The 24,996-nt window shown below is 59.7% G+C and carries 20 protein-coding genes, 1 tRNA gene and 3 pseudogenes; 9 read left to right on the plus strand and 15 right to left on the minus strand.

The genetic code is table 11. The features are described 5' to 3' along the window. Positions 1-53: 53 nt before the first annotated feature. Entirely contained in the window at positions 54-206 is a 153-nt protein-coding gene (locus R6G97_RS24515; protein WP_043215415.1) for a DUF3309 family protein, read from the plus strand. A gap of 143 nt (positions 207-349) precedes the next feature. Here R6G97_RS24515 and R6G97_RS24520 read toward each other — a convergent pair whose 3' ends face one another. Continuing rightward, on the minus strand, positions 350-1,093 hold the full coding sequence (locus R6G97_RS24520) for a hypothetical protein (RefSeq protein ID WP_043215418.1): 744 nt from the start codon (positions 1,091-1,093) through the stop codon (positions 350-352). Between the two features lie 311 nt (positions 1,094-1,404). On the opposite strand from R6G97_RS24520, the gene R6G97_RS24525 reads away from it, so the two are divergent. From R6G97_RS24525 to R6G97_RS24535, 3 genes and pseudogenes are all read left to right on the plus strand, one after another. Beyond that, on the plus strand, positions 1,405-1,908 hold the full coding sequence (locus tag R6G97_RS24525) for a VOC family protein (protein ID WP_090345743.1): 504 nt from the start codon (positions 1,405-1,407) through the stop codon (positions 1,906-1,908). A 61-nt stretch (positions 1,909-1,969) separates the two neighbouring features. Beyond that, entirely contained in the window at positions 1,970-2,725 is a 756-nt protein-coding gene (locus R6G97_RS24530) for a glucose 1-dehydrogenase (RefSeq protein ID WP_043215421.1), read from the plus strand. Positions 2,726-3,355: 630 nt separating this feature from the next. Next, positions 3,356-3,835 (plus strand): annotated as a pseudogene (locus tag R6G97_RS24535) (inverse autotransporter beta domain-containing protein); the annotation flags it as partial. 12 nt (positions 3,836-3,847) lie between these two features. On the opposite strand, the pseudogene R6G97_RS24540 reads toward R6G97_RS24535, so the two are convergent. The 14 genes and pseudogenes from R6G97_RS24540 to R6G97_RS24605 all read right to left on the minus strand — a co-directional run. Beyond that, positions 3,848-4,024: pseudogene (locus R6G97_RS24540) on the minus strand (GTP-binding protein); the annotation flags it as partial. Between the two features lie 30 nt (positions 4,025-4,054). Beyond that, positions 4,055-6,202: an elongation factor G gene (fusA, locus tag R6G97_RS24545; protein ID WP_043215341.1), complete on the minus strand. Its 2,148-nt coding sequence runs from the start codon at positions 6,200-6,202 to the stop codon at positions 4,055-4,057. Between the two features lie 30 nt (positions 6,203-6,232). Then, entirely contained in the window at positions 6,233-6,703 is a 471-nt protein-coding gene (gene rpsG, locus R6G97_RS24550) for a 30S ribosomal protein S7 (RefSeq protein WP_003246741.1), read from the minus strand. Positions 6,704-6,808: 105 nt separating this feature from the next. Continuing rightward, the gene (gene rpsL / locus R6G97_RS24555) at positions 6,809-7,180 is read right to left on the minus strand and encodes a 30S ribosomal protein S12 (protein ID WP_003257088.1); all 372 of its coding nucleotides are present in this window, start codon (positions 7,178-7,180) and stop codon (positions 6,809-6,811) included. Between the two features lie 210 nt (positions 7,181-7,390). Further along, positions 7,391-11,590 carry a DNA-directed RNA polymerase subunit beta' gene (gene rpoC / locus R6G97_RS24560; RefSeq protein WP_043215343.1) on the minus strand — a complete coding sequence of 1,400 codons (4,200 nt, stop codon included), beginning with the start codon at positions 11,588-11,590 and terminating at the stop codon, positions 7,391-7,393. A gap of 64 nt (positions 11,591-11,654) precedes the next feature. Continuing rightward, a complete protein-coding gene (gene rpoB, locus R6G97_RS24565; protein ID WP_043215345.1) occupies positions 11,655-15,728 on the minus strand; it encodes a DNA-directed RNA polymerase subunit beta in 4,074 nt (1,357 codons plus the stop codon). Between the two features lie 219 nt (positions 15,729-15,947). Beyond that, positions 15,948-16,319: a 50S ribosomal protein L7/L12 gene (rplL, locus tag R6G97_RS24570; RefSeq protein ID WP_043215349.1), complete on the minus strand. Its 372-nt coding sequence runs from the start codon at positions 16,317-16,319 to the stop codon at positions 15,948-15,950. A gap of 80 nt (positions 16,320-16,399) precedes the next feature. Beyond that, complete coding sequence (rplJ, locus tag R6G97_RS24575; RefSeq protein ID WP_043215352.1) at positions 16,400-16,900, minus strand: 50S ribosomal protein L10; 501 nt, start codon at positions 16,898-16,900, stop codon at positions 16,400-16,402. A 200-nt stretch (positions 16,901-17,100) separates the two neighbouring features. Continuing rightward, complete coding sequence (gene rplA, locus R6G97_RS24580; RefSeq protein WP_043215354.1) at positions 17,101-17,796, minus strand: 50S ribosomal protein L1; 696 nt, start codon at positions 17,794-17,796, stop codon at positions 17,101-17,103. Then, positions 17,796-18,227, minus strand: coding sequence for a 50S ribosomal protein L11 (gene rplK / locus R6G97_RS24585; protein WP_043215356.1), 432 nt, complete (start codon positions 18,225-18,227; stop codon positions 17,796-17,798). The genes rplA and rplK overlap by 1 nt, the downstream gene beginning before the upstream one ends. Positions 18,228-18,346: 119 nt before the next feature. After that, on the minus strand, positions 18,347-18,880 hold the full coding sequence (gene nusG, locus R6G97_RS24590; RefSeq protein WP_011531880.1) for a transcription termination/antitermination protein NusG: 534 nt from the start codon (positions 18,878-18,880) through the stop codon (positions 18,347-18,349). Between the two features lie 9 nt (positions 18,881-18,889). Beyond that, positions 18,890-19,258, minus strand: coding sequence for a preprotein translocase subunit SecE (secE, locus tag R6G97_RS24595; protein WP_070094637.1), 369 nt, complete (start codon positions 19,256-19,258; stop codon positions 18,890-18,892). 43 nt (positions 19,259-19,301) lie between these two features. After that, positions 19,302-19,377, minus strand: a tRNA-Trp gene (locus R6G97_RS24600). Positions 19,378-19,432: 55 nt separating this feature from the next. Continuing rightward, a pseudogene (locus R6G97_RS24605) lies at positions 19,433-19,570 on the minus strand (hypothetical protein); the annotation flags it as partial. A gap of 242 nt (positions 19,571-19,812) precedes the next feature. Here R6G97_RS24605 and eat point away from each other — a divergent pair. The 5 genes from eat (at position 19,813) to R6G97_RS24630 (ending at position 24,992) form a co-directional block, all read left to right on the plus strand. After that, on the plus strand, positions 19,813-21,261 hold the full coding sequence (eat, locus tag R6G97_RS24610) for an ethanolamine permease (protein WP_070573967.1): 1,449 nt from the start codon (positions 19,813-19,815) through the stop codon (positions 21,259-21,261). Positions 21,262-21,309: 48 nt separating this feature from the next. After that, on the plus strand, positions 21,310-22,704 hold the full coding sequence (locus R6G97_RS24615; protein WP_070573965.1) for an ethanolamine ammonia-lyase subunit EutB: 1,395 nt from the start codon (positions 21,310-21,312) through the stop codon (positions 22,702-22,704). Positions 22,705-22,712: 8 nt separating this feature from the next. After that, positions 22,713-23,531 carry an ethanolamine ammonia-lyase subunit EutC gene (gene eutC / locus R6G97_RS24620; protein ID WP_043210319.1) on the plus strand — a complete coding sequence of 273 codons (819 nt, stop codon included), beginning with the start codon at positions 22,713-22,715 and terminating at the stop codon, positions 23,529-23,531. Between the two features lie 107 nt (positions 23,532-23,638). After that, positions 23,639-24,097 (plus strand): GNAT family N-acetyltransferase, encoded by a 459-nt coding sequence (locus R6G97_RS24625; RefSeq protein ID WP_317847650.1) that lies wholly within the window; start codon positions 23,639-23,641, stop codon positions 24,095-24,097. Between the two features lie 247 nt (positions 24,098-24,344). Continuing rightward, entirely contained in the window at positions 24,345-24,992 is a 648-nt protein-coding gene (locus R6G97_RS24630) for a DedA family protein (protein ID WP_043210180.1), read from the plus strand. The last annotated feature ends 4 nt before the right edge of the window (positions 24,993-24,996 follow it).

A 24,996-nucleotide genomic window follows, 5' to 3' on the forward strand; every position in this document is an offset into this window, starting at 1 on the left:
AAGAGGCCAACATTGCCGGGCCCCTTCCCATCCACTGACGCAAGGATTCAACCATGGTCACGATCCTCATCATCATCCTGATCCTGCTGTTGATTGGTGGTTTGCCTGTGTTCCCCCACTCTCGCGCCTGGGGCTACGGCCCTTCCGGCATCATCGGCGTGGTGCTGGTCGTGCTGTTGGTGTTGTTGTTGATCGGCTACATATGAGTGTGTGCCGGTAGCGGCCGATTCGCGGGTAAACCCGCTCCCACACGGCTTGCGCTGGTGCCAGTGGGAGTGGGCTCACCCAAGAAGCGGGCTCGGAACAGTCCTTGTGGAAGCGGGTTTACCCGCGAAGCAGGCGCCGCGAATCAGACAGCCTTGCGAAGACGCGCCAGCTTGCGCCGCTGCCTCAGGCACACAGCACACAACCCCAGCACAGCCACCGCCAGCCCCGCCACCAGCACACTGACCTCGCGGCTATAGCGCCCGACCCAGGCCGGGAACCCCACCAGTTCCCGGTACACCTGCACATCCGCCGCCCCGCCGGCATGGCGAATGCTGATCCCGCCCTGGCGAATCAGTGAGTAGTCGGAGTCGAAGTACACCCACACCTTGCACGCCCCTTCCCGCCCGATCGCGTCGATATCGATCGTGCTGGTCGGCGCCTGGAGGATGTTGTCGTTGCCGGCGTCGTCGCGAATCTGTACCAGCCCCTTGGCTGGCAGACGGATGTGCACGTTCTTGAGCGGCGTCTGGCCCTTGTTGCGCAGCTCGATGAGCAGGCCGGTGCGATGGTCCACCAACCCCGCCTCGAAGGGTTTGGCGAACAGTTGCAGGTAAGGCGCCTGGGCCAGGTCGACCAGCTTGTCGACCTGCTGATGGTTCAACGCGCCTTTGCCGATGGCGCTCACCTGGGCGTGCAGGCGCTCGTACTTGAGCAGATCGTTGGTGGTGCTGATGCGTTCGCTGAATTGGCTCGGATAGGTCAGGTAGGCGTAGGTCAGACGCGCCTCAAGACCGCTGTCGTCCTTGAGCGCCACAGACAGCGCAGCAACCGAGGTCGCGACGACCAGCACGCCCACGAGGGCTTTCCCGACTTTTTCCCAGCTCACCTTGGCGGTTCCTTTTGTTGCTGTATTGGCGATACGCAATGGCCGGCAAAGGGTGCCAAGGTTCGGGGACGGGGGCAAGGGCGAGAAACGTGGGGCTGCGGGTGTCCCATCGCTGGCTTCGCCTAATCCCACTGCGGCCTAAGTCGCATTTTGTAGGAGCTGGGGAGGCCTGCGATGGGCTGCAGCGCGGCCCCCAGCCGGATCATGTCGCGAGGCGACGAAGTTCGTTGCCTAAATGACACACATTTATTATTTTGTGCCATTATGCCGACACAAAATAATAAATACGTGACATAGAGAGGACGCACGCCATGCACCACCCTGCTCCGCAAGCCTTCGATCAGCTCGGATTCGTGGTCCAGGACCTGGACCAGAGCATCGACCATTGGCTGCAACTGGGCGTCGGACCTTGGACGGTGTTTCGCGATGTCCAGCTTGAGGGCAGCTATCAAGGCCAGGCCGTGGAGGTTCGCATGAACGTGGGCCTGGCCTATCAGGGCGGCCTGCAGATCGAGCTGATCCACACCACCAGCGACGGCCCCTCCCCTTACCGCGACGCCCGGGGCCTGCACCACATGGCCTGGCTGGTGGACGAGCTGGACAGCGCCGTCGCCAACCTGCGCGAGCGTGGGCTGCAACCGGTATTCGAAGCCGGCAACGCCACCACCCGCGTCTGCTACCTGCAAAACCCCAATGAGCCAGGCGTGCTGTTCGAAGTCATCGAAGGCGCAGGCCTGCGCCAGATGATCGACCACGGCATCGCTCAAGCCCGCGAGTGGAATGGCGAGCAGCCAGTGCGGGTGTTCGCCGGCTGAGCATTCCCCTGCTCCGGTGCGAGCACCGGGGCCCTTTGATAACAACAAAAGGAGCTACACGATGAGTCGATTGGCAGGCAAAGTCGCCCTGATCACCGGTGCCGCACGCGGCCAGGGCGCAGCAGAAGCTCGGCGTTTCGTCGCCGAGGGCGCGAAAGTTGTGATCGCCGATGTACTGGAAGCCGAAGGCCGGGCCTTGGCCGCCGAATTGGGTGATGCCGTGCGCTTCCAACCGCTGGACGTCACCCAGCCCGAGCAGTGGCAGGCGGCGGTCGAGGTGACCCAGGCGCAGTTCGGCAAACTCGATGTGCTGGTCAACAACGCCGCCATCCTGCGCATGGCGCCGCTGGAGCACTGCTCGCTGGAGGACTACCGGCGGGTGATCGAGGTCAACCAGGTTGGCTGCTGGCTAGGCATGAAATCGGTGCTGGCAGCCATGCGCCAGGCCGGCGGCGGCTCGATCGTCAACGTGTCCTCCACCGCCGGCATGGAAGGCGTGGCCTATGGCACGGCCTACTCCTCGAGCAAGTTCGCCGTGCGCGGCATGACCAAGGCAGCCGCCCTGGAGCTGGGCGCCTCGGGGATCCGGGTCAACTCGGTGCACCCGGGCGGCATCGACACAGTCATGTCACGTCCACCGGAAATGGCCGATTTCGACCCGGCGCAGGTCTACAAAGGCCTGCCGATTCCGCGTATCGGCCAGCCCGAGGAAGTGGCCAACCTGGTGTTGTTCCTGGCCAGTGACGAGTCCAGCTATTGCACCGGCTCCGAGTTCATCATCGACGGCGGGATGCTCGCTGGTACTTCCTTTGGCTGAGAGTCCAACCCCTGGGTGCGCGCTGCGCGCCCAGGCACTTACAGTTACCCCGCCCTATGCTGAGCAACTTCACCCGCCTATTTCAGCCCCTTCACCGCCACCTATAGCGTTGCCCTACACCTCCACTTCCAAAAGTTATCAAACTCAACAAAAGTGGATCATTCCCACAGTTCCAGCCGGTTCGTCCCGTACTCTTCGAATACTCCAACGCCTAACGTGTCTGCGGTCTTTCGACTAACAGACCTGTAACTCACAAGACACTTCAAGTTCGACGCCGCATCGCTGGATGGCTTGTTTTTTGTGGGTTCCAGACATTTGCCTGCATCGCCATGGCGGATAACAACGCTGGCTCATCAACCCGATAGAAAGTCAGGGCGAAGTTTCCCCTGCAACTTTCCTTGCCGTTTGTAATTCACGGCGGGTGATGCAGGCGTTCGCCTGTACTCGGCGTTTGGAGAACTTTCGGAACCTCTAATGATTAAACGTGTCCCCTCGCAACTGTCATCTACCACTCGAACATTGACCTGGATGAACATCGCCATCCAGGCCACCTTGCCGTTGACCGTTGCTCTTACCTCCACCCACGCCGGTGCCGACAGTGACCGTCTGGAAGCACTCAGCGCACAGCGCATGCCCTTGCCGGAGCTCAATTCCAACGGTGTGACCCGCGAGACGCTGGACAACCAGGACGAAGAACAGGCCCGCAAGGCCGCCAGCCTGGCCAACGGCACCGCCAACTTCCTCACCTCGGACGTCAACAAGGCCGACGCCGCCTCGTCCATGGCCCGTGGCATGGCGGCAAGCGAGGCCAGCGGCCAGGCTCAGGCATGGTTGAGCCGCTTCGGCACCGCCCGCGTGCAGATCGACGTCGACGACAAGCTCTCCCTGGCCAGCTCCTCCCTCGACTTGCTGCTGCCGGTCCGGGACGAACAGAAACACCTGCTCTTCACCCAAGGCAGCATCCATCGCACCGACGACCGCAACCAGGCCAACTTGGGTGTGGGCGTGCGTCGTTTCAACGATGGCTACATGCTCGGCGCCAACACCTTCTTCGATCACGACCTCTCGCGCAGCCACTCGCGCCTGGGCGTGGGCGTTGAGTACTGGCGCGACTACCTCAACGCGTGCTTTTTCTTCTGGAGCCGAGTCGATCTTGTCGAACTCAACGACGGCCGAACCGAAGACTTCGGAGCAGACGCGGGTCAGAGCTGCAGTCAGAGTGGTCTTACCGTGGTCAACGTGGCCGATGGTGCCGACGTTAACGTGGGGAAGGGAACGATCAAATTTTTCTTTAGCCACGACAGTGAACCTCTTGCCTAAAGGGCTGGATTAGCCTTGTTTTTTAACGAGTGCTTCGACGATGTTCGACGGAGCTTCGGAGTACTTGGAGAATTCCATGGAGTAGCTTGCGCGACCCTGAGACATGGAACGGACGTCGGTTGCATAACCGAACATTTCTCCCAGCGGGACTTCTGCACGGATAACCTTGCCGGAGACCGAGTCATCCATACCCTGGATCAGACCACGACGACGGTTCAGGTCACCCATCACGTCACCCATGTAATCCTCAGGGGTTACTACCTCAACCTTCATGATCGGTTCAAGCACAACACCGCCGCCCTTCTGAGCCAGCTGCTTGGTCGCCATGGAGGCCGCGATCTTGAACGCCATCTCGTTGGAGTCGACGTCGTGGTACGAACCGTCGAACACGGTAGCCTTCAGGCCGATCAGAGGATAGCCGGCAACGACGCCGTTCTTCATCTGCTCTTCGATACCCTTCTGGATCGCAGGGATGTATTCCTTCGGAACAACACCGCCAACGACTTCGTTGGTGAAGACCAGGCCTTCAGTGATGTTGCCGTTGGCATCCTGGTCCGGCTCGGAGAAGCGGATCCAGCAATGACCGAACTGACCACGGCCACCGGACTGACGAACGAACTTGCCTTCGATCTCGACACCGGACTTGGTGATCTTCTCGCGGTAAGAAACCTGCGGCTTGCCGATGTTGGCTTCAACGTTGAATTCACGCTTCATGCGGTCAACGATGATGTCCAGGTGCAGCTCACCCATACCGGAGATGATGGTCTGACCAGTCTCTTCGTCGGTCTTGACGCGGAACGACGGGTCTTCCTGAGCCAGCTTGCCCAGAGCGATACCCATCTTCTCCTGATCCTGCTTGGTCTTCGGCTCAACGGAGAGCGAGATTACAGGCTCAGGGAAGTCCATGCGCTCAAGGATGATTGGCTTGTCGGCGTCGCATAGGGTTTCACCAGTGGTAACGTCTTTCATGCCGATCAGGGCCGCGATGTCGCCAGCGCGAACTTCCTTGATCTCTTCACGCTGGTTGGCGTGCATCTGCACCATACGACCAACGCGCTCTTTCTTGCCTTTGACCGAGTTGATGACCGAGTCACCAGAGGTCAGAACGCCCGAGTAGACGCGAACGAAGGTCAGGGTACCAACGAACGGGTCGGTAGCGATCTTGAACGCCAGAGCCGAGAACGGCTCGTTGTCGTCGGCATGACGCTCGTCCTGCTGCTCTTCGGTGATCTCTTCCTTCGGCGTATCAGCCAGATCAGGGTGGATACCCTTGATCGCAGGAATCTCGGTCGGAGCAGGCAGGAAGTCGATCACGGCATCGAGAACCAGGGGAACGCCCTTGTTCTTGAACGAGGAGCCGCAGACGGCAGGAACGATTTCGCTCGCCAGAGTACGGGCGCGCAGACCGGCCTTGATCTCTTCGACAGACAGGTCACCTTCTTCAAGGTACTTGTTCATCAGCTCTTCGTTGGCTTCAGCAGCGGACTCGACCATATTGGCGCGCCACTCTTCAGCCAGCTCCAGCATATCGGCAGGAATTTCTTCCTCGCGATAGGTGGTGCCCTTGTCGTCATCGTTCCAGTAGATGGCCTTCATCTTGATCAGGTCAACCTGACCCTGGAAGTTGTCTTCCGAACCGATAGCCAGCTGGATTGGAACCGGGGTGTGACCCAGACGGTTCTTGATCTGGCCGACAACGCGCAGGAAGTTGGCACCAGCACGGTCCATCTTGTTCACGTAAACAACACGTGGAACGCCGTATTTGTTGGCCTGACGCCATACGGTTTCGGACTGCGGCTCAACGCCAGAGGTACCGCAGAATACGACGACCGCGCCGTCGAGTACGCGCAGCGAACGCTCAACTTCAATGGTGAAGTCAACGTGGCCGGGGGTATCGATGACGTTTACGCGGTAGTTGTCGTACTGACCACGGGAGCCTTTCCAGAAGGTGGTAACGGCAGCGGAGGTAATGGTGATACCGCGCTCCTGCTCCTGCACCATCCAGTCGGTGGTCGCGGCGCCATCATGCACCTCGCCCATCTTGTGGCTCAGACCTGTGTAGAACAGGATCCGCTCGGTAGTGGTAGTCTTGCCCGCGTCAACGTGCGCGCAGATACCGATGTTACGGTAGCGGTTAATTGCTGTAGTACGAGCCATAAAGCCCTCGCAAAAAGATTGATGCTTGAATTAGAAGCGGTAGTGCGAGAACGCCTTGTTGGCCTCGGCCATACGGTGCACGTCTTCACGCTTCTTGACTGCAGCACCCTTGCCTTCAGCAGCATCCAGCAGTTCACCGGCCAGGCGCAGAGCCATGGACTTCTCGCCACGCTTGCGGGCGTAGTCTACGAGCCAGCGCATTGCCAGAGCATTACGACGGGACGGACGAACTTCAACCGGAACCTGGTAAGTGGCACCGCCTACACGGCGGGACTTTACTTCGACCAGCGGAGCGATGGCGTCGAGAGCTTTCTCGAAGATTTCCAGGGGGTCGCTGTTCTTGCGTGCTTTGACGGTATCCAGGGCACCGTAAACGATGCGCTCGGCTACGGCCTTCTTGCCGCTTTCCATCACGTGGTTCATGAACTTGGCGAGAATCTGGGATCCGTACTTCGGATCGTCCAGGATCTCACGTTTTGCTGCTACACGACGTCTTGGCATGATAAGCCCTCAAACGGTCTTCAGGTTAGCCCGGGACGCGGGTCTTCGACCCCTGCCCGACCTTACTCTTATCGACTCAAAAAATGGATGTCTGCAAACGGCCGATTACTTCGGACGCTTGGTACCGTACTTCGAACGACCCTGGTTACGGCCTTTAACGCCCGAAGTATCCAGAGAGCCGCGAACGGTGTGGTAACGAACACCTGGCAAGTCTTTTACACGGCCGCCACGGATCAGAACGACGCTGTGCTCTTGCAGGTTGTGGCCTTCACCACCGATGTACGAGGAAACCTCGAAACCGTTGGTCAGACGCACACGGCATACTTTACGCAGTGCCGAGTTAGGTTTTTTCGGCGTGGTGGTGTACACACGGGTGCACACGCCACGACGCTGCGGGCAGTTCTGCAGCGCAGGTACGTCGGATTTCTCGACGGTACGCTTACGCGGCTGACGTACCAGCTGGTTGATAGTTGCCATCTACTAGCTCCACTGATTGTCTTGCGACGCTATTGTCTTGCAAGAAAGCCAAAAATTGGCGAGACGGAGCCTCACCAAATTTAAGGGTACAAAAGTCTAAAGAGGATCTTGCACCCAGTCAAGACGAGGCCCCGGCCCTCCCCGCCCGGTCATCGGCAACAATTCATGTCGCCAATGACGTGGAGGATGAACCGGGGCCTAGCCCTGTTCTTAGTTACCGCTGGAGTTCAGCGCTTCGGTCAGTGCGGCTTCCACCTCACTGGCACTTACACGCAGCGGCTTGTCGGCATCACGGCGGCGCTTGCGCTCGCTGTGGTAGGCCAGACCGGTACCTGCCGGGATCAGACGACCCACGACCACGTTCTCTTTCAGGCCGCGCAGGTAGTCGCGCTTGCCGGTGACGGCCGCTTCGGTCAGGACGCGCGTGGTTTCCTGGAAGGAAGCCGCGGAAATGAACGACTCGGTCGACAGCGAGGCCTTGGTGATACCCAGCAGTACACGCGAGAACTTCGAGACGAACTTATCTTCGGCGGCGAGACGCTCGTTCTCGACCAGCACCTGAGTCAGTTCCATCTGGTCGCCCTTGATGAAGCTGGAATCGCCGGATTCGGTGATCTCAACTTTACGCAGCATCTGACGCAGGATGGTCTCGATGTGCTTGTCGTTGATCTTCACGCCCTGCAGGCGGTAAACATCCTGAATCTCGTTGACGATGTACTTGGCCAGCGCGCTTACACCCAGCAGACGCAGGATGTCGTGCGGATCGCTCGGACCGTCGGAGATAACTTCGCCGCGGTTTACCTGTTCGCCTTCGAAGACGTTCAAGTGGCGCCACTTCGGAATCAGCTCTTCGTACGGCTCGCTGCCATCGGTCGGCGTGATGACCAAGCGACGCTTGCCCTTGGTTTCCTTACCGAACGCGATGGTGCCGCTGACTTCAGCCAAGATCGAGGCTTCTTTCGGACGACGCGCTTCGAACAGATCGGCAACGCGCGGCAGACCACCGGTGATGTCTCGGGTCTTGGACGTTTCTTGCGGAATACGCGCGATAACGTCACCTACACCGATCTGTGCACCGTCAGCCACACCGACGAGGGCGTTGGCCGGCAGGAAGTACTGGGCTGGAACGTCGGTACCCGGCAGGTACAGATCCTTGCCAGCAGCGTCGACCATCTTGATCGCTGGACGGATTTCCTTGCCTGCGGCAGGGCGATCCTTGACGTCCATCACTTCGATGTTGGTCAGGCCGGTCAGCTCGTCGGTCTGACGCTTGATGGTGATGCCTTCCTCCATGCCCACGAAGGTCACGGTACCTTTGAGTTCGGTAACGATCGGGTGGGTGTGCGGGTCCCACTTGGCGACGATGGCGCCAGCTTCGACCTTCTCACCTTCCTTGACCGAAATCACCGCACCGTAAGGCAGCTTGTAGCGCTCACGCTCGCGACCGAATTCGTCGGCGATGGCCAGCTCGCCGGAACGCGAAACGGCAACCAGGTTGCCATCGGCACGCTCGACCTGCTTGAGGTTGTGCAGACGAACCATACCGCCGTTCTTCACCTGGACGCTGTCGGCAGCCGAGGTACGGCTTGCAGCACCACCGATGTGGAACGTACGCATGGTCAGCTGGGTACCCGGCTCACCGATCGACTGGGCAGCGATAACGCCGACAGCTTCACCAATGTTCACCTGGTGACCACGAGCCAGGTCACGACCGTAGCACTTGGCGCAGATGCCGTAGCGGGTTTCGCAGCTGATCGGGGAACGCACGACCACTTCGTCGATGCTGTTCAGCTCGATGAACTCCACCCACTTCTCGTCGACCAGGGTACCGGCCGGAACGATGACGTCCTCGGTGCCTGGCTTGAACACGTCACGGGCGATGACACGACCCAGTACACGCTCACCCAGCGGCTCTACAACGTCACCGCCTTCGATGTGCGGGGTCATCAGCAGACCCTGATCAGTGCCGCAGTCGATCTCGGTCACGACCAGATCCTGTGCCACGTCAACCAGACGACGGGTCAGGTAACCGGAGTTCGCGGTCTTCAATGCGGTATCCGCCAGACCTTTACGAGCACCGTGGGTCGAGATGAAGTACTGCAGTACGCTCAGACCTTCACGGAAGTTCGCGGTGATCGGCGTCTCGATGATGGAGCCGTCCGGCTTGGCCATCAGGCCACGCATACCGGCCAGCTGACGGATCTGGGCAGCGGAACCCCGCGCACCGGAGTCAGCCATCATGTACATCGAGTTGAAGGACTCTTGCTCGACTTCGTTGCCATCACGATCGATGACCTTCTCTTTCGAGAGGTTGGCCATCATCGCCTTGGACACTTCGTCGTTCGCCTTGGACCACAAGTCGATGACCTTGTTGTACTTCTCGCCCTGGGTTACCAGGCCGGAGGCGTACTGGCTCTCGATTTCCTTCACTTCATCGGTAGCGGTACCGATGATGCGCGCCTTCTCATCTGGGATAACGAAGTCGTTAACACCGATGGAAACGCCGGAAATGGTCGAGTAGGCAAAACCGGTGTACATCAGCTGGTCGGCAAAGATGACGGTTTCCTTCAGACCCACCACGCGATAGCACTGGTTGATCAGCTTGGAAATCGCCTTTTTCTTCATCGACTGGTTGACGACGTCGAACGGCAGACCGGCTGGCACTACCTGGAACAACAGCGCACGGCCGACGGTAGTGTCGACGATACGGGTGTTCTTGACGATGCTGCCGTCGCGCTCTTTCACGGTCTCGTTGATACGGACCTTGATCTTGGCGTGCAGCGCAGCTTCGCCGGCGCGGAATACGCGGTCGACTTCCTGCAGGTCGGCGAACACACGACCTTCACCTTTGGCGTTGATGGCTTCACGGGTCATGTAGTACAGACCCAGAACCACGTCCTGGGACGGCACGATGATCGGCTCACCGTTGGCAGGCGACAGGATGTTGTTGGTCGACATCATCAGCGCGCGCGCTTCCAGCTGGGCTTCCAGCGTCAGCGGCACGTGAACGGCCATCTGGTCACCGTCGAAGTCGGCGTTGTACGCAGCACACACCAGCGGGTGCAGCTGAATAGCCTTGCCTTCGATCAGCACCGGCTCGAACGCCTGGATACCCAGACGGTGAAGGGTCGGTGCACGGTTGAGCAGTACGGGGTGTTCGCGGATCACCTCGGCGAGGACGTCCCACACCTCCGGCAGCTCGCGCTCGACCATCTTCTTGGCAGCTTTGATGGTGGTCGCCAGACCGCGCATTTCCAGCTTGCCGAAAATGAACGGCTTGAACAGCTCCAGCGCCATCTTCTTCGGCAGACCGCACTGGTGCAGGCGCAGGGTCGGACCTACGGTAATTACGGAACGACCGGAGTAGTCCACGCGCTTACCGAGCAGGTTCTGACGGAAGCGACCTTGCTTACCTTTGATCATGTCAGCCAGGGACTTCAGCGGACGCTTGTTCGAGCCAGTGATGGCGCGACCGCGGCGGCCGTTGTCCAGCAGGGCGTCGACCGCTTCCTGCAGCATGCGCTTTTCGTTGCGCACGATAATGTCCGGCGCCGACAGATCGAGCAGGCGCTTCAGACGGTTGTTACGGTTGATCACCCGGCGGTACAGGTCGTTCAGGTCGGAAGTCGCGAAGCGACCGCCATCGAGCGGAACCAGCGGACGCAGATCCGGCGGCAGAACCGGCAGAACGGTCAGGACCATCCACTCAGGCAGGTTGCCCGAGCCCTGGAAAGCTTCCATCAGCTTCAGGCGCTTGGACAGCTTCTTGATCTTGGTTTCCGAGTTGGTCTGCGGAATCTCTTCGCGCAGGCGACCAATTTCGTGCTCCAGGTCGATAGCGTGCAGCAGCTCGCGAACAGCCTCGGCACCCATACGGGCGTCGAAGTCGTCACCGAACTCTTCCAGCGCTTCGAAGTACTGCTCATCGTTGAGCAGCTGACCCTTCTCGAGGGTGGTCATGCCCGGATCGATAACGACGTAGCTCTCGAAATAGAGCACGCGCTCGATGTCACGCAGGGTCATGTCCATCAGCAGGCCGATACGGGACGGCAGCGACTTCAGGAACCAGATGTGGGCAACCGGCGAGGCCAGCTCGATGTGCGCCATGCGCTCACGACGAACCTTGGCCAGAGCGACTTCAACGCCGCACTTCTCGCAGATGACGCCGCGATGCTTGAGGCGCTTGTACTTTCCGCACAGGCACTCGTAATCCTTGACTGGGCCAAAGATCTTGGCGCAGAACAGGCCGTCACGCTCAGGTTTGAACGTACGGTAGTTGATGGTTTCCGGCTTCTTAACTTCACCGAACGACCACGAACGGATCATTTCAGGCGACGCCAGACCGATGCGGATGGCGTCGAACTCTTCGACTTGACCCTGGTTTTTCAGCAAATTCAGTAGGTCTTTCAAGGCCTTTCCTCCTGGCGGAGCAGGAAGCGGGCAATACCTGCCCCGCTCCCCTTCGCGTCACGTGTTATTCGGTTTCCAGATCGATATCGATACCGAGCGAACGGATCTCTTTGATCAACACGTTGAAGGACTCGGGCATGCCCGGCTCCATACGGTGATCGCCATCCACGATGTTCTTGTACATCTTGGTACGGCCGTTCACGTCGTCCGACTTCACTGTGAGCATTTCTTGCAGGGTGTATGCCGCGCCGTATGCTTCCAGCGCCCACACTTCCATCTCCCCGAAACGCTGACCACCGAACTGCGCCTTACCACCCAGCGGCTGCTGGGTAACCAGGCTGTACGAACCAGTGGAACGCGCGTGCATCTTGTCGTCCACCAAGTGGTTCAGCTTGAGCATGTACATGTAACCAACGGTCACAGGACGCTCGAACTTGTTGCCGGTACGGCCATCGAACAGGACCATCTGGCCGCTCTCAGGCATGTCGGCCAGCTTCAGCATGGCCTTGATTTCACGCTCCTTGGCACCGTCGAAGACCGGCGTAGCCATCGGCACGCCTTTCTTCAGGTTGTTGGCCAGCGCGATGATCTCTTCGTCCGAGAACTCGTCCAGGTTTTCCTGACGACCACCGATCTCGTTGTAGACCTCGGTCAGGAAGCTGCGCAGCTCAGCGGCTTTGCGCTGCTCTTCGAGCATGCGATCGATCTTCTCGCCCAGGCCCTTGGCCGCGAGGCCCAGGTGGGTTTCAAGGATCTGACCGACGTTCATACGCGAAGGTACACCCAGCGGGTTCAGAACGACGTCGACTGGAGTACCGTTGGCGTCGTGCGGCATGTCTTCGACCGGCATGATCACGGAGACCACACCCTTGTTACCGTGACGGCCTGCCATCTTGTCGCCCGGCTGGATGCGGCGACGGATAGCCAGGTAGACCTTGACGATCTTCAGCACGCCCGGTGCCAGGTCATCGCCCTGCTGCAGCTTGCGCTTCTTGTCTTCGAACTTGTCGTCCAGCAGACGACGGCGATCGACGATGTACTGCTGAGCCTTTTCCAACTGCTCGTTCAGAGCATCTTCGGCCATGCGCAGCTTGAACCACTGGCCGTGCTCCAGACCGTTCAGTACGTCGTCAGTGATCACGGTGCCTTTCTTCAGGCCCGCGCCACCATCGACCACCTGGCCGTTCAGGGCTGCACGCAGACGCTCGAAGGTCGCGCCCTCGACGATGCGGAACTCTTCGTTGAGGTCCTTGCGGATCTCGTCCAGTTGCATCTTCTCGATGGCCAGGGCGCGGCTGTCGCGCTCAACGCCGTCACGGGTGAAGACCTGGACGTCGATGACAGTACCTTTGGTGCCGGTCGGCACGCGCAGGGAGGTGTCTTTTACGTCGCTGGCCTTCTCACCGAAGATCGCACGCAGCAGCTTTTCTTCTGGAGTCAGCTGGGTCTCGCCTTTCGGAGTGACCTTACCGACCAGAATGTCGCCAGCGCCGACTTCAGCACCCACATAGACGATACCGGCTTCGTCCAGCTTGTTCAGCGCAGCCTCACCCACGTTCGGGATGTCCGCAGTGATTTCCTCTGGGCCAAGCTTGGTGTCACGCGCCACACAGGTCAGTTCCTGGATGTGGATAGTGGTGAAGCGGTCTTCCTGAACCACACGCTCGGACAGGCAGATGGAGTCTTCGAAGTTGAAGCCGTTCCACGCCATGAACGCGATGCGCATGTTCTGACCCAACGCCAGCTCACCCATGTCGGTGGACGGGCCGTCGGCCATGATGTCGCCACGCGCGACCACATCACCTTTGCTCACCAGCGGACGCTGGTTGATGCAGGTGTTCTGGTTCGAACGGGTGTACTTGGTCAGGTTGTAGATATCCACACCTGCTTCGCCGGTTTCTACTTCGTCATCGGCTACACGCACGACGATACGGCTGGCGTCGACCGAGTCGATCACACCACCGCGACGAGCAACGACGCAGACGCCGGAGTCACGAGCAACGTTGCGCTCCATGCCGGTACCTACCAGCGGCTTGTCGGCGCGCAGGGTCGGAACAGCCTGACGCTGCATGTTCGAACCCATCAATGCACGGTTGGCGTCGTCGTGCTCGAGGAACGGAATCAGCGAGGCAGCGACGGAAACAACCTGCTTCGGCGAAACGTCCATCAGGGTGACGTCTTCCGGCGCCTTGACGGTGAATTCGTTCAGGTGACGTACGGCGACCAGCTCATCGACCAGTTGCTTCTGCTCGTTCATCGCAGCGGAAGCCTGGGCGATCACGTGATCGGCCTCTTCGATGGCAGACAGGAACACGATTTCGTCGGTGACCACGCCTTCTTTCACCACGCGGTACGGGCTTTCCAGGAAGCCGTACTGATTGGTGCGGGCATAGGCCGCCAGGGAGTTGATCAGACCGATGTTCGGACCTTCAGGGGTCTCGATCGGGCACACACGGCCGTAGTGAGTCGGGTGTACGTCACGGACTTCGAAGCCTGCACGCTCACGGGTCAGACCACCTGGGCCGAGCGCGGAGACACGACGCTTGTGGGTGATCTCGGAGAGTGGGTTGTTCTGGTCCATGAACTGCGAGAGCTGGCTGGAACCGAAGAACTCCTTCACCGCCGCCGCGACCGGCTTGGCGTTGATCAGGTCCTGCGGCATCAAGCCTTCGCTTTCCGCCATCGACAGACGTTCCTTGACCGCACGCTCGACGCGCACCAGGCCGACACGGAACTGGTTCTCGGCCATCTCGCCAACGCAACGGACACGACGGTTACCCAGGTGGTCGATGTCGTCGACGATGCCTTTGCCGTTACGGATATCGACCAAGGTCTTGAGGACGTCGACGATGTCTTCCTTGCTCAGCACGCCCGAACCTTCGATCTCGGTACGACCGATACGGCGGTTGAACTTCATGCGGCCAACAGCGGACAGATCGTAACGCTCGGCGCTGAAGAACAGGTTGTTGAACAGGGTCTCGGCGGCATCCTTGGTTGGCGGCTCACCTGGACGCATCATGCGGTAGATTTCCACCAAGGCTTCCAGCTGGTTGCTGGTGGTGTCGATCTTCAGAGTATCCGAGATGAACGGACCACAATCGATGTCGTTGGTGTACAGCGTCTCGATGCGTACAACCTGAGCCTTGGCGACCTTGATCAGCAGCTCAGTGGTCAGCTCGGTGTTGCATTCGGCAAGGATCTCGCCGGTGGCCGGATGCACGATGGCCTTGGCAGTGGTGCGGCCCAGGACGTACTCCATTGGAACGTCCAGCTGCTTGACGCCGGCTTTTTCGAGCTGGTTGATATGGCGCGCGGTGATACGACGGCCTTGCTCAACGATGATCTTTCCGCTGCCGTCATGGATATCCATGACCGCGACTTCACCACGCAGACGCTGAGGCACCAGTTCCAGGCTGAGTTTTTCGCCGGAAACGTGGAACACGTTGGTGGTGTAGAAGGTGTTGAGGATTTCTTCGGTGCTGTAGCCCAGCGCTCGCAGCAGTACCGAGGCCGGCAGCTTGCGGCGACGGTCGATACGAACGAACACGCAGTCCTTCGGATCGAACTCGAAGTCCAGCCAGGAACCGCGGTAAGGAATGATACGGGCGGAGTACAGCAGTTTGCCGGAGCTGTGGGTCTTGCCACGATCGTGGTCGAAGAACACACCTGGCGAACGGTGCAGCTGGGAAACGATTACACGCTCGGTACCGTTGATAACGAAGGTACCGTTCTCAGTCATCAGGGGGATTTCACCCATGTAGACTTCTTGCTCTTTGATGTCCTTGATCGCTTTGTTCGACGATTCCTTGTCGAAGATGATCAGGCGCACCTTCACACGCAGCGGAACAGCGAATGTCACACCGCGCAGGACACATTCCTTCACATCGAAAGCCGGCTCGCCCAGGCGATAGCCGACGTACTCCAGGGCAGCATTGCCGGAGTAGCTGATGATCGGGAATACCGATTTGAAGGCCGCGTGCAGGCCGACGTCGCGGAACTGATCCTTGGATGCTCCCGCCTGCAGGAATTCGCGATACGAATCCAGCTGGATGGCCAGGAGGTAAGGCACATCCATGACGTCCGGCAACTTGCTAAAGTCCTTGCGGATACGTTTTTTCTCAGTGTATGAGTAAGCCATCAGCGTTCCCCAGCTTGGTCACCTGCTTGTTTGGCTCCTTCCGAGCGGAAGCAGCCAGAAAATCTGCAAACCCCATGGTTTGCACACCCTCTTGGGTGTTTTACAGCTCGTTATCGGGGCCGACCTGATCGGCCACCAATAACGGAAAAAGGCCGGTGGCATAAGCCACCAGCCGTCAGCCTTTCGCTCAACGCTTGGGCTGGAGTCGCAAAGTCGAAATTACTTCAGCTCGACTTTAGCGCCTGCTTCTTCCAGCTTCTTCTTCGCGTCTTCAGCGGCTTCTTTCGAAACGCCTTCAGCGATGACAGCAGGAGCGCCGTCTACTTTCTCTTTGGCTTCTTTCAGGCCCAGACCGGTCAGTTCACGAACTGCCTTGATCACGTTGACCTTCTTGTCGCCAGCTTCGGCCAGAACGACGTTGAACTCGGTCTGCTCTTCAGCAGCGGCAGCAGCGCCACCAGCAGGGGCAGCAGCAACGGCGGCAGCAGCGGTAACGCCGAAGGTTTCTTCCATCGCTTTGATCAGTTCAACAATTTCCAGAACGGTTTTCTGGCCGATCGCTTCGATGATTTGCTCGTTAGTCAGAGACATGACTATGAATTCCTGTATTGGGGTGACAGCCTACGCGGCCATCAAATTAAACGTTTGATTTCGAAATAAGCTACGCGGCCTTAGGCAGCAGCAGCTTCTTTCTGGTCGCGCAGAGCAGCCAGGGTACGAGCCAGCTTGCTGGTTGCACCTTGGATTACGCTCATCAGCTGTGCGATAGCCTCGTCGCGAGTTGGCAGAGTTGCCAGCACGTCGATCTGGTTAGCGGCAAGGAACTTGCCGTCGAACGCAGCTGCCTTGATCTCGAACTTGTCCTGACCCTTGGCGAACTCTTTGAACAGACGAGCAGCAGCGCCCGGATGTTCATTGGAGAAGGCGATCAGGGTCGGGCCTTTGAACGCGTCGTTGAGGATCGAGTACTCGGTGCCTTCAACAGCGCGCTTGAGCAGGGTGTTACGTACGACACGTACGTAAACGCCAGCTTCGCGGGCCTCTTTACGGAGTCCGGTCATTGCGCCTACAGTCACACCACGGGCATCAGCCACGACAGCGGACAGAGCGACTTTGGCAGCCTCGTTGACTTCAGCGACGATGGCCTTCTTGTCTTCGAGTTTAATTGCCACGGGTTTACTCCTGGTTTCTACCGTTTCATCCAGCCGAGGCCGGATGTCGTTTTGGTGTCTGATTCGGTAACGAATCGGGAGCACCATCTGCGTAGGCTTGTGGTTTAAGGCTTGCGCCGCCTACGGTCTTGGATAGCCCCCGCCAGGCAGGGACCCCAATTTTCAGCAGCCGGTGCGGACAGGGCCGCACCGGCCGAGCATTACACGTTCAGCGAGCTCTGATCGATGATCAGACCTGGGCCCATGGTGGTGCTCAGGGTGACGCGCTTGACGTAGATACCTTTCGAGGAAGCCGGCTTGATACGCTTCAGATCGGCGATCAGGGCTTCAACGTTTTCCTTCAGCTTGCCAGCTTCGAAGCCGACCTTGCCAACGGAGGTGTGGATGATACCGTTCTTGTCGGTACGGTAGCGAACCTGACCAGCCTTGGCGTTCTTGACGGCGCCGGCTACGTCTGGAGTTACAGTACCCACTTTCGGGTTCGGCATCAGGCCGCGAGGACCCAGGACCTGACCCAGCTGACCTACAACACGCATGGCATCAGGCGATGCGATTACGACGTCATAGTTCAGGTCGCCGCCTTTCATTTCGGCAGCCAGATCGTCCATACCTACGCGGTCAGCGCCGGCAGCCAGAGCAGCTTCAGCAGCTGGGCCCTGGGTGAAGACGGCAACGCGAACGGTCTTGCCAGTGCCATGCGGCAGCACGGTAGCGCTGCGAACGACCTGGTCGGATTTACGCGGGTCAACACCGAGGTTGACGGCGATGTCATAGGACTCGACGAATTTGGCGGCCGGCAGCGAAGCCAGCAGAGTCGCGGCCTCTTCGAAGTTGTAGGCCTTGCCTGCTTCGATTTTCTCGGCGATAGCCTTTTGGCGCTTAGTCAGCTTAGCCATTACACACCCTCCACGTTCAGGCCCATGCTGCGGGCAGAGCCGGCGATGGTGCGCACAGCTGCATCCAGGTCAGCGGCAGTCAGATCAGCCTGCTTGGTCTTGGCGATCTCTTCCAGCTGAGCACGGGTAACGGTACCAACCTTGACGGTGTTCGGGCGAGCCGAACCACTGCTCAGGCCAGCAGCTTTCTTCAGCAGAACCGAGGCAGGAGTGCTCTTGGTTTCGAAGGTGAAGCTACGGTCACTGTAGACAGTGATGATCACTGGAGTCGGCAGACCTGGCTCTTGACCCTGAGTACGGGCGTTGAAGGCCTTGCAGAATTCCATGATGTTAACACCGTGTTGACCCAGTGCTGGACCAACGGGTGGGCTTGGGTTGGCCTGGCCGGCCTTAACTTGCAGCTTGATGTAAGCCTGAATCTTCTTAGCCATGAGCTACTCCAAAATCGGGTACGAACGCCAGATGGCTCCCCGTATGACTTGCGTTTTATCCCAGTGACGACAAAACCCCGCAGCACATAGGGCTGCGGGGTATGGGATGCGTCGTTCGCCTAGACCTTCTCGACCTGGCTGAACTCGAGCTCTACCGGAGTAGAGCGACCGAAAATGAGCACTGCAACCTGCAGCCTGCTCTTTTCGTAGTTAACTTCTTCGACACTGCCATTGAAGTCAGCAAACGGACCATCAATGACTCGAACCACTTCACCCGGCTCGAACAGCGTCTTGGGCTTAGGCTTGTCACTACCATCGGCAACGCGACGCAGGATAGCTTCAGCTTCTTTATCGGTGATCGGCGCAGGCTTGTCTGCGGTACCACCAATGAAACCCATGACACGAGGGGTGTCCTTGACGAGGTGCCAAGTCCCTTCGTTCATTTCCATCTGGACCAGCACATAGCCAGGGAAGAATTTGCGCTCGCTCTTGCGCTTCTGGCCATTGCGCATTTCAACAACTTCTTCGGTCGGGACCAGGATCTCGCCGAACTCGTCTTCCATGCCAGCCAGCTTGACGCGCTCGATCAGGGAGCGCATCACATGCTTCTCGTAACCCGAGTAAGCATGCACGACGTACCAACGCTTAGCCACGGGACACCCTTAGCCAACAATCAAGGAGACCGCCCAGCCGAGCAGGGAATCGAGACCCCACAGCAGCAACGCCATAACCAACACGACAACCACAACAATGAGCGTGGTCTGAGTGGTTTCCTGGCGGGTCGGCCACACGACTTTACGAATCTCGGTACGAGCTTCCTTCGCCAGCGCAAAGAACGACTTACCCTTCGCAGTCTGCAAGGCGACAAAGCCCGCAGCGGCAGCCAGAGCAAGAAGCGCAAGGACGCGATACAGGATTGGAGCTGCGGAGTAATACTGATTACCCACAACACCAACGACTACCAATACAACAACAGCCAGCCACTTGAACAGATCAAAACGCGATTCTTGGGCTTCAGTTTTGGGAGTCATCGAGGAGGATCCTGTGAGAAGAAAGCCATCACACCGAGGTGAATGGCAGGTCAGGAGGGAATCGAACCCCCAACCTACGGTTTTGGAGACCGTCGCTCTGCCAATTGAGCTACTGACCTTTAACGCTGTATCAGGCCGGCCATTATGCCGGCCTGATCATGAGAAATCAACTACTTATTCAATAATTTTTGCTACGACGCCGGCGCCGACGGTACGACCGCCTTCACGGATAGCGAAGCGCAGACCGTCTTCCATTGCGATGGTCTTGATCAGGGTAACAGTCATCTGAATGTTGTCACCTGGCATTACCAACCAGCAGACCAAGAACCTGCTGGTGAGCTACGACATCAATCCGCTGGGCTTCTTCTAAATCGCGTTGCCTTTTTCGCGGGTGAACCTGCTTCTGCAGTGCTTGTGCTGTGGGGCTGGGTTTACCCGTACGGCCCAACAACCAGGGCGATGGCGTGCACCACCGCTCTGGCTCGCTTCTTGCCAGACCAATCACCAAGGGCCGGAACGCTTCTGGCCACCAAGAAAAACAACAGGTGAACACTATGCCAAGCGATCACTCCGGCAGCGCGCCGGCGAGCTCTTCGGTCGACTTCGAGAAAGTCGACGCGGATTATTTCCAGCACCGACAACTTAAAAAAGGCGCCGCCGGCTGGGTCCTGCTGGTCGGCCTGGGCGTGGCGTATGTCATCTCCGGTGACTATGCCGGCTGGAACTTCGGCCTGGCCCAAGGCGGCTGGGGTGGCATGTTCCTCGCCACCTTGTTGATGGCCACCATGTACCTGTGCATGTGCTTTTCCCTGGCCGAGCTGTCCTCGATGATCCCCACCGCCGGTGGCGGCTACGGTTTCGCGCGCAGTGCCTTCGGGCCTTGGGGCGGGTTCCTGACGGGCACGGCGATCCTGATCGAATACGCGATCGCGCCCGCGGCCATCGCTACCTTCATCGGCGCCTATTGCCAGTCACTGTTCGGCATCGGCGGCTGGATGGTCTACCTGGCCTTCTACATCATCTTCATCGGTATCCATATCTTCGGTGTCGGTGAAGCGCTCAAGCTGATGTTCATCATCACCGCCGTCGCCGCGATCGCCCTGGCGGTCTTCCTGGTGGCCATGGTGCCCCATTTCGAGGCATCCAACCTGTTCGACATCGCCCAGACCGACGCGGCCGGTGCCAGCAGCTTCCTGCCCTTTGGCTACGTCGGCATCTGGGCGGCGATCCCCTACGCCATCTGGTTCTTCCTCGCGGTCGAAGGCGTTCCCCTGGCAGCCGAAGAAACCAAGAACCCTCGCCGTGACCTGCCACGCGGCCTGATCGGCGCCATGCTGGTGCTGGTCGCCTTCGCCCTGCTGATCTTGGTGATCGGCCCCGGCGGCGCCGGTTCCGAAGCCTTGAAGGCTTCCGGCAACCCACTGGTCGAGGCATTGGCCAAGGCCTATGGTGGTTCCACCTGGATGGGCAGCTTCGTCAACCTGGTCGGCCTGGCCGGCCTGATCGCCAGCTTCTTCTCGATCATCTACGCCTATTCGCGGCAGATCTTCGCCTTGTCGCGCGCCGGCTACCTGCCGCGCAAGCTCTCGGAAACCAACAAGAGCAAGGCGCCGGTACTGGCGCTGGTGATCCCCGGCATCATCGGCTTTGGTCTTTCGTTGACCGGCCAGGGCGACCTGCTGATCCTGGTGGCCGTGTTCGGCGCCACGCTCTCCTACGTGCTGATGATGGCCGCGCACATCACCTTGCGCATCCGCCGCCCCAAGATGGAGCGTCCTTACCGCACCCCAGGCGGAGTCTTCACCTCGGGCGTGGCCCTGGTGCTGGCCTGCGTGGCCGTGGTCGCCGGTTTCCTGGTGGACCCACGTGTGGTGATTGGCGCTGCCGTGATCTATGGGGTATTAATTGCCTACTTTGCTTTCTACAGCCGTCACCACCTCGTGGCGGGGACGCCGGAAGAAGAATTCGCTGCGATCCAGAAGGCCGAAGAGGCCCTGCACTGATCGCCGACTTACGCCGCGGGTCGACCCGCGGCGCTCTGGAGATTCTGTATGGCAAGTTTCGTACACACGGTAGGCAACCAGATCTACCGCTTCGACAGTCTCAAGGACGTCTTAGCCAAGGCCAGCCCGGCCCGCTCGGGCGACTACCTGGCAGGCGTCGCGGCCAGCAACGATGGCGAGCGTGTCGCCGCGCAGATGGCCTTGGCCGACATCCCGCTGACGCACTTTCTCAACGAGGCGTTGATCCCTTACGAGGCGGACGAAGTCACCCGGCTGATCATCGACACCCATGACAAGCAAGCCTTCGCCCCGGTCAGCCACCTGACCGTCGGCGGGTTTCGCGACTGGCTGCTTAGCGAGGCTGCCGACGAACAGAGCCTGCGGGCCCTCGCCCCCGGCCTGACTCCGGAAATGGCCGCGGCGGTGTCGAAGATCATGCGTGTCCAGGACTTGGTGCTGGTCGCGCAGAAGATCCGCGTGGTAACGAAGTTTCGCGGCACCATGGGCCTGCGCGGACGTCTTTCGACCCGCCTGCAACCCAACCACCCTACCGACGAACCGGCCGGTATCGCGGCGAGCATTCTCGACGGCCTGCTGTATGGCAACGGCGATGCCATGATCGGCATCAACCCGGCCACCGACAGCATCGCCTCGATCTGCACCCTGTTGGAAATGCTCGATGCCATCATTCAGCGCTATCAGATTCCGACCCAATCCTGCGTACTGACCCACGTCACCACGTCGATCGAAGCGATCAACCGTGGCGTGCCGCTGGACCTGGTGTTCCAGTCCATCGCCGGCACCGAGGCTGCCAACGCCGGTTTCGGCATCAACCTCAACGTACTCAAGGAAGGCTACGAGGCAGGCCTGTCGCTCAAGCGCGGTACCGTCGGGCAGAACCTGATGTACTTCGAGACAGGCCAAGGCAGCGCGCTGTCGGCCAACGCCCACCATGGCGTGGACCAGCAAACCTGCGAAACCCGCGCCTACGCCGTGGCGCGTCACTTCAACCCGTTCCTGGTCAACACCGTGGTCGGTTTCATCGGCCCGGAGTACCTGTACAACGGCAAGCAGATCATCCGCGCCGGCCTGGAAGATCATTTCTGCGGCAAGCTTTTGGGCGTGCCCATGGGCTGCGACATCTGCTACACCAACCATGCCGAAGCCGACCAGGACGACATGGATACGCTGCTGACCTTGCTGGGCGTGGCCGGGATCAACTTCATCATGGGTATCCCCGGCTCCGACGACATCATGCTCAATTACCAGACCACCTCCTTCCATGACGCGCTCTATGCGCGCCAGACCCTGGGCCTAAAACCTGGGCCTGAGTTCGAGGCCTGGCTGGAACGCACCGGGATCTTCACCCAGGCCGATGGCCGGGTACGCTTCGGTGACCAACTGCCGCCAGCCTTCCGCCAGGCACTGGCACAGCTTGCATAGGGATGACCATGGACCGACAGACACCCACTCCCGAAAATCCCTGGCTGGCCCTGCGCAACCTGACCCCGGCACGCATCGCCCTCGGCCGCACCGGCACCAGCCTACCGACCGGCGCGCAGCTGGACTTCCAGTTCGCCCACGCCCAGGCCCGCGACGCCGTGCACCTGCCCTTCGACCACGCTGGCCTGCGCGAGCAACTCAATGCCCGTGGGCGCGAAACCCTGCTGGTGCACAGCGCGGCCAGCGACCGCCACCAGTACCTGCAGCGGCCCGACTTGGGCCGGCGCCTGGACGAGGATTCCGTCCAGCGCCTGCGTGAACACGCCCAGACCAACCCGGGCGGCGTCGATCTTGCGATCGTGGTCGCCGATGGTCTGTCGGCCCTGGCCGTGCATCGCCATACCCTGCCCTTCCTGGCCCGCTTCGAAGAGCAGGCCGCAGCCGACGGCTGGCGCTGTGCACCCGTCGTGCTGGTGGAACAGGGTCGTGTGGCAGTGGCCGATGAAGTCGGTGAACTGCTCGGCGCGCGCATGACGGTCATGCTGATTGGCGAACGCCCGGGCCTGAGCTCGCCCGACAGTCTGGGTCTGTACTTCACCTATGCGCCCAAGGTCGGCCTTACCGATGCCTACCGCAACTGCATCTCCAACGTCCGCCTGGAGGGCCTGAGCTACGGCATGGCGGCCCACCGTCTGCTGTACTTGATGCGCGAGGCCTGCCGGCGCCAGCTCTCCGGGGTGAACCTCAAGGACGAAGCCGAGGTGCACAGCATCGAGAGCGAGGCGGCTTCAGGCAAAAACGGAAACTTCCTGCTGGGAGAGCGGTAAAAAACATGTAATGGAAGGCGGATTGCGCTTCTAACCTGCTTTGGGCAGCATGCGATTGAAGCTGCTGGCAATCCGCCGTATCCCCAAATGGACACTGAGGGCCGCACATGCGCATCATCAAGGCAACCCTGGAACACCTCGACCTGCTGACCCCATTGTTCGTGAAGTACCGCGAGTTCTATGGGCAGTTGCCCTACCCGGACAGCTCATGCAGTTTTCTGGAAAAACGCCTCAAGCGGGGCGAATCGGTGATCTACCTGGCCCTACCGGATGACGAAGAGGGTCGCCTGCTTGGCTTCTGCCAGCTGTACCCGAGCTTTTCCTCCCTGTCGCTCAAGCGCGTGTGGATCCTCAACGACATCTACGTGGCCGAAGATTCCCGGCGCATGCTGGTGGCCGATCATCTGATGCGTGAAGCCAAGAAGATGGCCAAGGACACCAACGCCGTGCGCATGCGGGTCTCTACCAGCAGCGACAATGACGTGGCACGCAAGACCTACGAATCGATCGGTTTTCGCAAGGACACCGAGTTCGAAAACTACATTTTGCCGATCACTCAGGACTGAGCACCGCCTTATCCTGTGGGAGCGGGTTTATTCGCTCCCACAGGGGGATGAATCGCTTGGATTCCCTGAGCAACGCCCCTCGAAACCCGCCGCTACAAACTCCCCGGGCACATTCCTGCCATCGCCGTATAATGCCCTTCCTGTCATGTGTGAAAATTTACCCATCCGCAGGTAAAAAAGCCTACGCCCTTGGCACAGTCCGTCATCGTGCGCCCGTAGCTGCGGGTCAAGAACACAGGTGTTGTACATGGAATTCAACCCGCTGGACCTTATCCTGCATCTCGATGCTTACCTCGATCTGCTGGTCACCAACTACGGCCCCTGGATCTACGCGATTCTCTTCGCGGTTATCTTCTGCGAAACCGGCCTGGTGGTGATGCCCTTCCTGCCGGGCGACTCCTTGCTGTTCATCGCTGGCGCCGTCGCTGCAGGCGGTGGCATGGATCCGGTACTGCTGGCCGGCCTGCTGATGGCGGCGGCGATCCTGGGCGACAGCACCAACTACGTCATCGGCCGAACCACGGGCGAGCGACTGTTCCGCAATCCCAACTCGAAAATCTTCCGCCGCGACTACCTGCAGCGTACCCATGACTTCTACGAACGCCATGGCGGCAAGACCGTGACCATGGCGCGCTTCCTGCCGATCCTGCGGACTTTCGCGCCATTCGTCGCTGGCATCGCACACATGCTCTACCCGCGTTTTTTGGCCTTCAGCATCACAGGTTCGCTGCTGTGGGTCGGCGGCCTGGTGACCCTGGGCTACTTCTTCGGCAACGTCCCGTTCATCAAGCAGCACCTGTCGCTGATGGTCGTCGGCATCATTATCCTGTCGCTGGTGCCGATGATCCTGGGTCTGCTGCGTGGCCGCCTGGGCCGCACGGCGAAGGCCCACTGACCGG

Origin of the sequence: Pseudomonas sp. HTZ2 (assembly GCF_033173945.1) — a bacterium.
Lineage (GTDB): Bacteria > Pseudomonadota > Gammaproteobacteria > Pseudomonadales > Pseudomonadaceae > Aquipseudomonas > Aquipseudomonas guariconensis.

Bases quoted from the DNA above. Each gene is read 5' to 3' on its own strand.
- R6G97_RS24515 (WP_043215415.1), top strand. From the start codon at position 54: ATGGTCACGATCCTCATCATCATCCTGATCCTGCTGTTGATTGGTGGT.
- R6G97_RS24525 (WP_090345743.1), top strand. From the start codon at position 1,405: ATGCACCACCCTGCTCCGCAAGCCTTCGATCAGCTCGGATTCGTGGTC.
- R6G97_RS24530 (WP_043215421.1), top strand. From the start codon at position 1,970: ATGAGTCGATTGGCAGGCAAAGTCGCCCTGATCACCGGTGCCGCACGC.
- fusA (WP_043215341.1), bottom strand. From the start codon at position 6,202: ATGGCTCGTACTACAGCAATTAACCGCTACCGTAACATCGGTATCTGC.
- rpsG (WP_003246741.1), bottom strand. From the start codon at position 6,703: ATGCCAAGACGTCGTGTAGCAGCAAAACGTGAGATCCTGGACGATCCG.
- rpsL (WP_003257088.1), bottom strand. From the start codon at position 7,180: ATGGCAACTATCAACCAGCTGGTACGTCAGCCGCGTAAGCGTACCGTC.
- rpoB (WP_043215345.1), bottom strand. From the start codon at position 15,728: ATGGCTTACTCATACACTGAGAAAAAACGTATCCGCAAGGACTTTAGC.
- rplL (WP_043215349.1), bottom strand. From the start codon at position 16,319: ATGTCTCTGACTAACGAGCAAATCATCGAAGCGATCGGCCAGAAAACC.
- rplA (WP_043215354.1), bottom strand. From the start codon at position 17,796: ATGGCTAAGCTGACTAAGCGCCAAAAGGCTATCGCCGAGAAAATCGAA.
- rplK (WP_043215356.1), bottom strand. From the start codon at position 18,227: ATGGCTAAGAAGATTCAGGCTTACATCAAGCTGCAAGTTAAGGCCGGC.
- secE (WP_070094637.1), bottom strand. From the start codon at position 19,258: ATGACTCCCAAAACTGAAGCCCAAGAATCGCGTTTTGATCTGTTCAAG.
- eat (WP_070573967.1), top strand. From the start codon at position 19,813: ATGCCAAGCGATCACTCCGGCAGCGCGCCGGCGAGCTCTTCGGTCGAC.
- R6G97_RS24615 (WP_070573965.1), top strand. From the start codon at position 21,310: ATGGCAAGTTTCGTACACACGGTAGGCAACCAGATCTACCGCTTCGAC.
- eutC (WP_043210319.1), top strand. From the start codon at position 22,713: ATGGACCGACAGACACCCACTCCCGAAAATCCCTGGCTGGCCCTGCGC.
- R6G97_RS24625 (WP_317847650.1), top strand. From the start codon at position 23,639: ATGCGCATCATCAAGGCAACCCTGGAACACCTCGACCTGCTGACCCCA.
- R6G97_RS24630 (WP_043210180.1), top strand. From the start codon at position 24,345: ATGGAATTCAACCCGCTGGACCTTATCCTGCATCTCGATGCTTACCTC.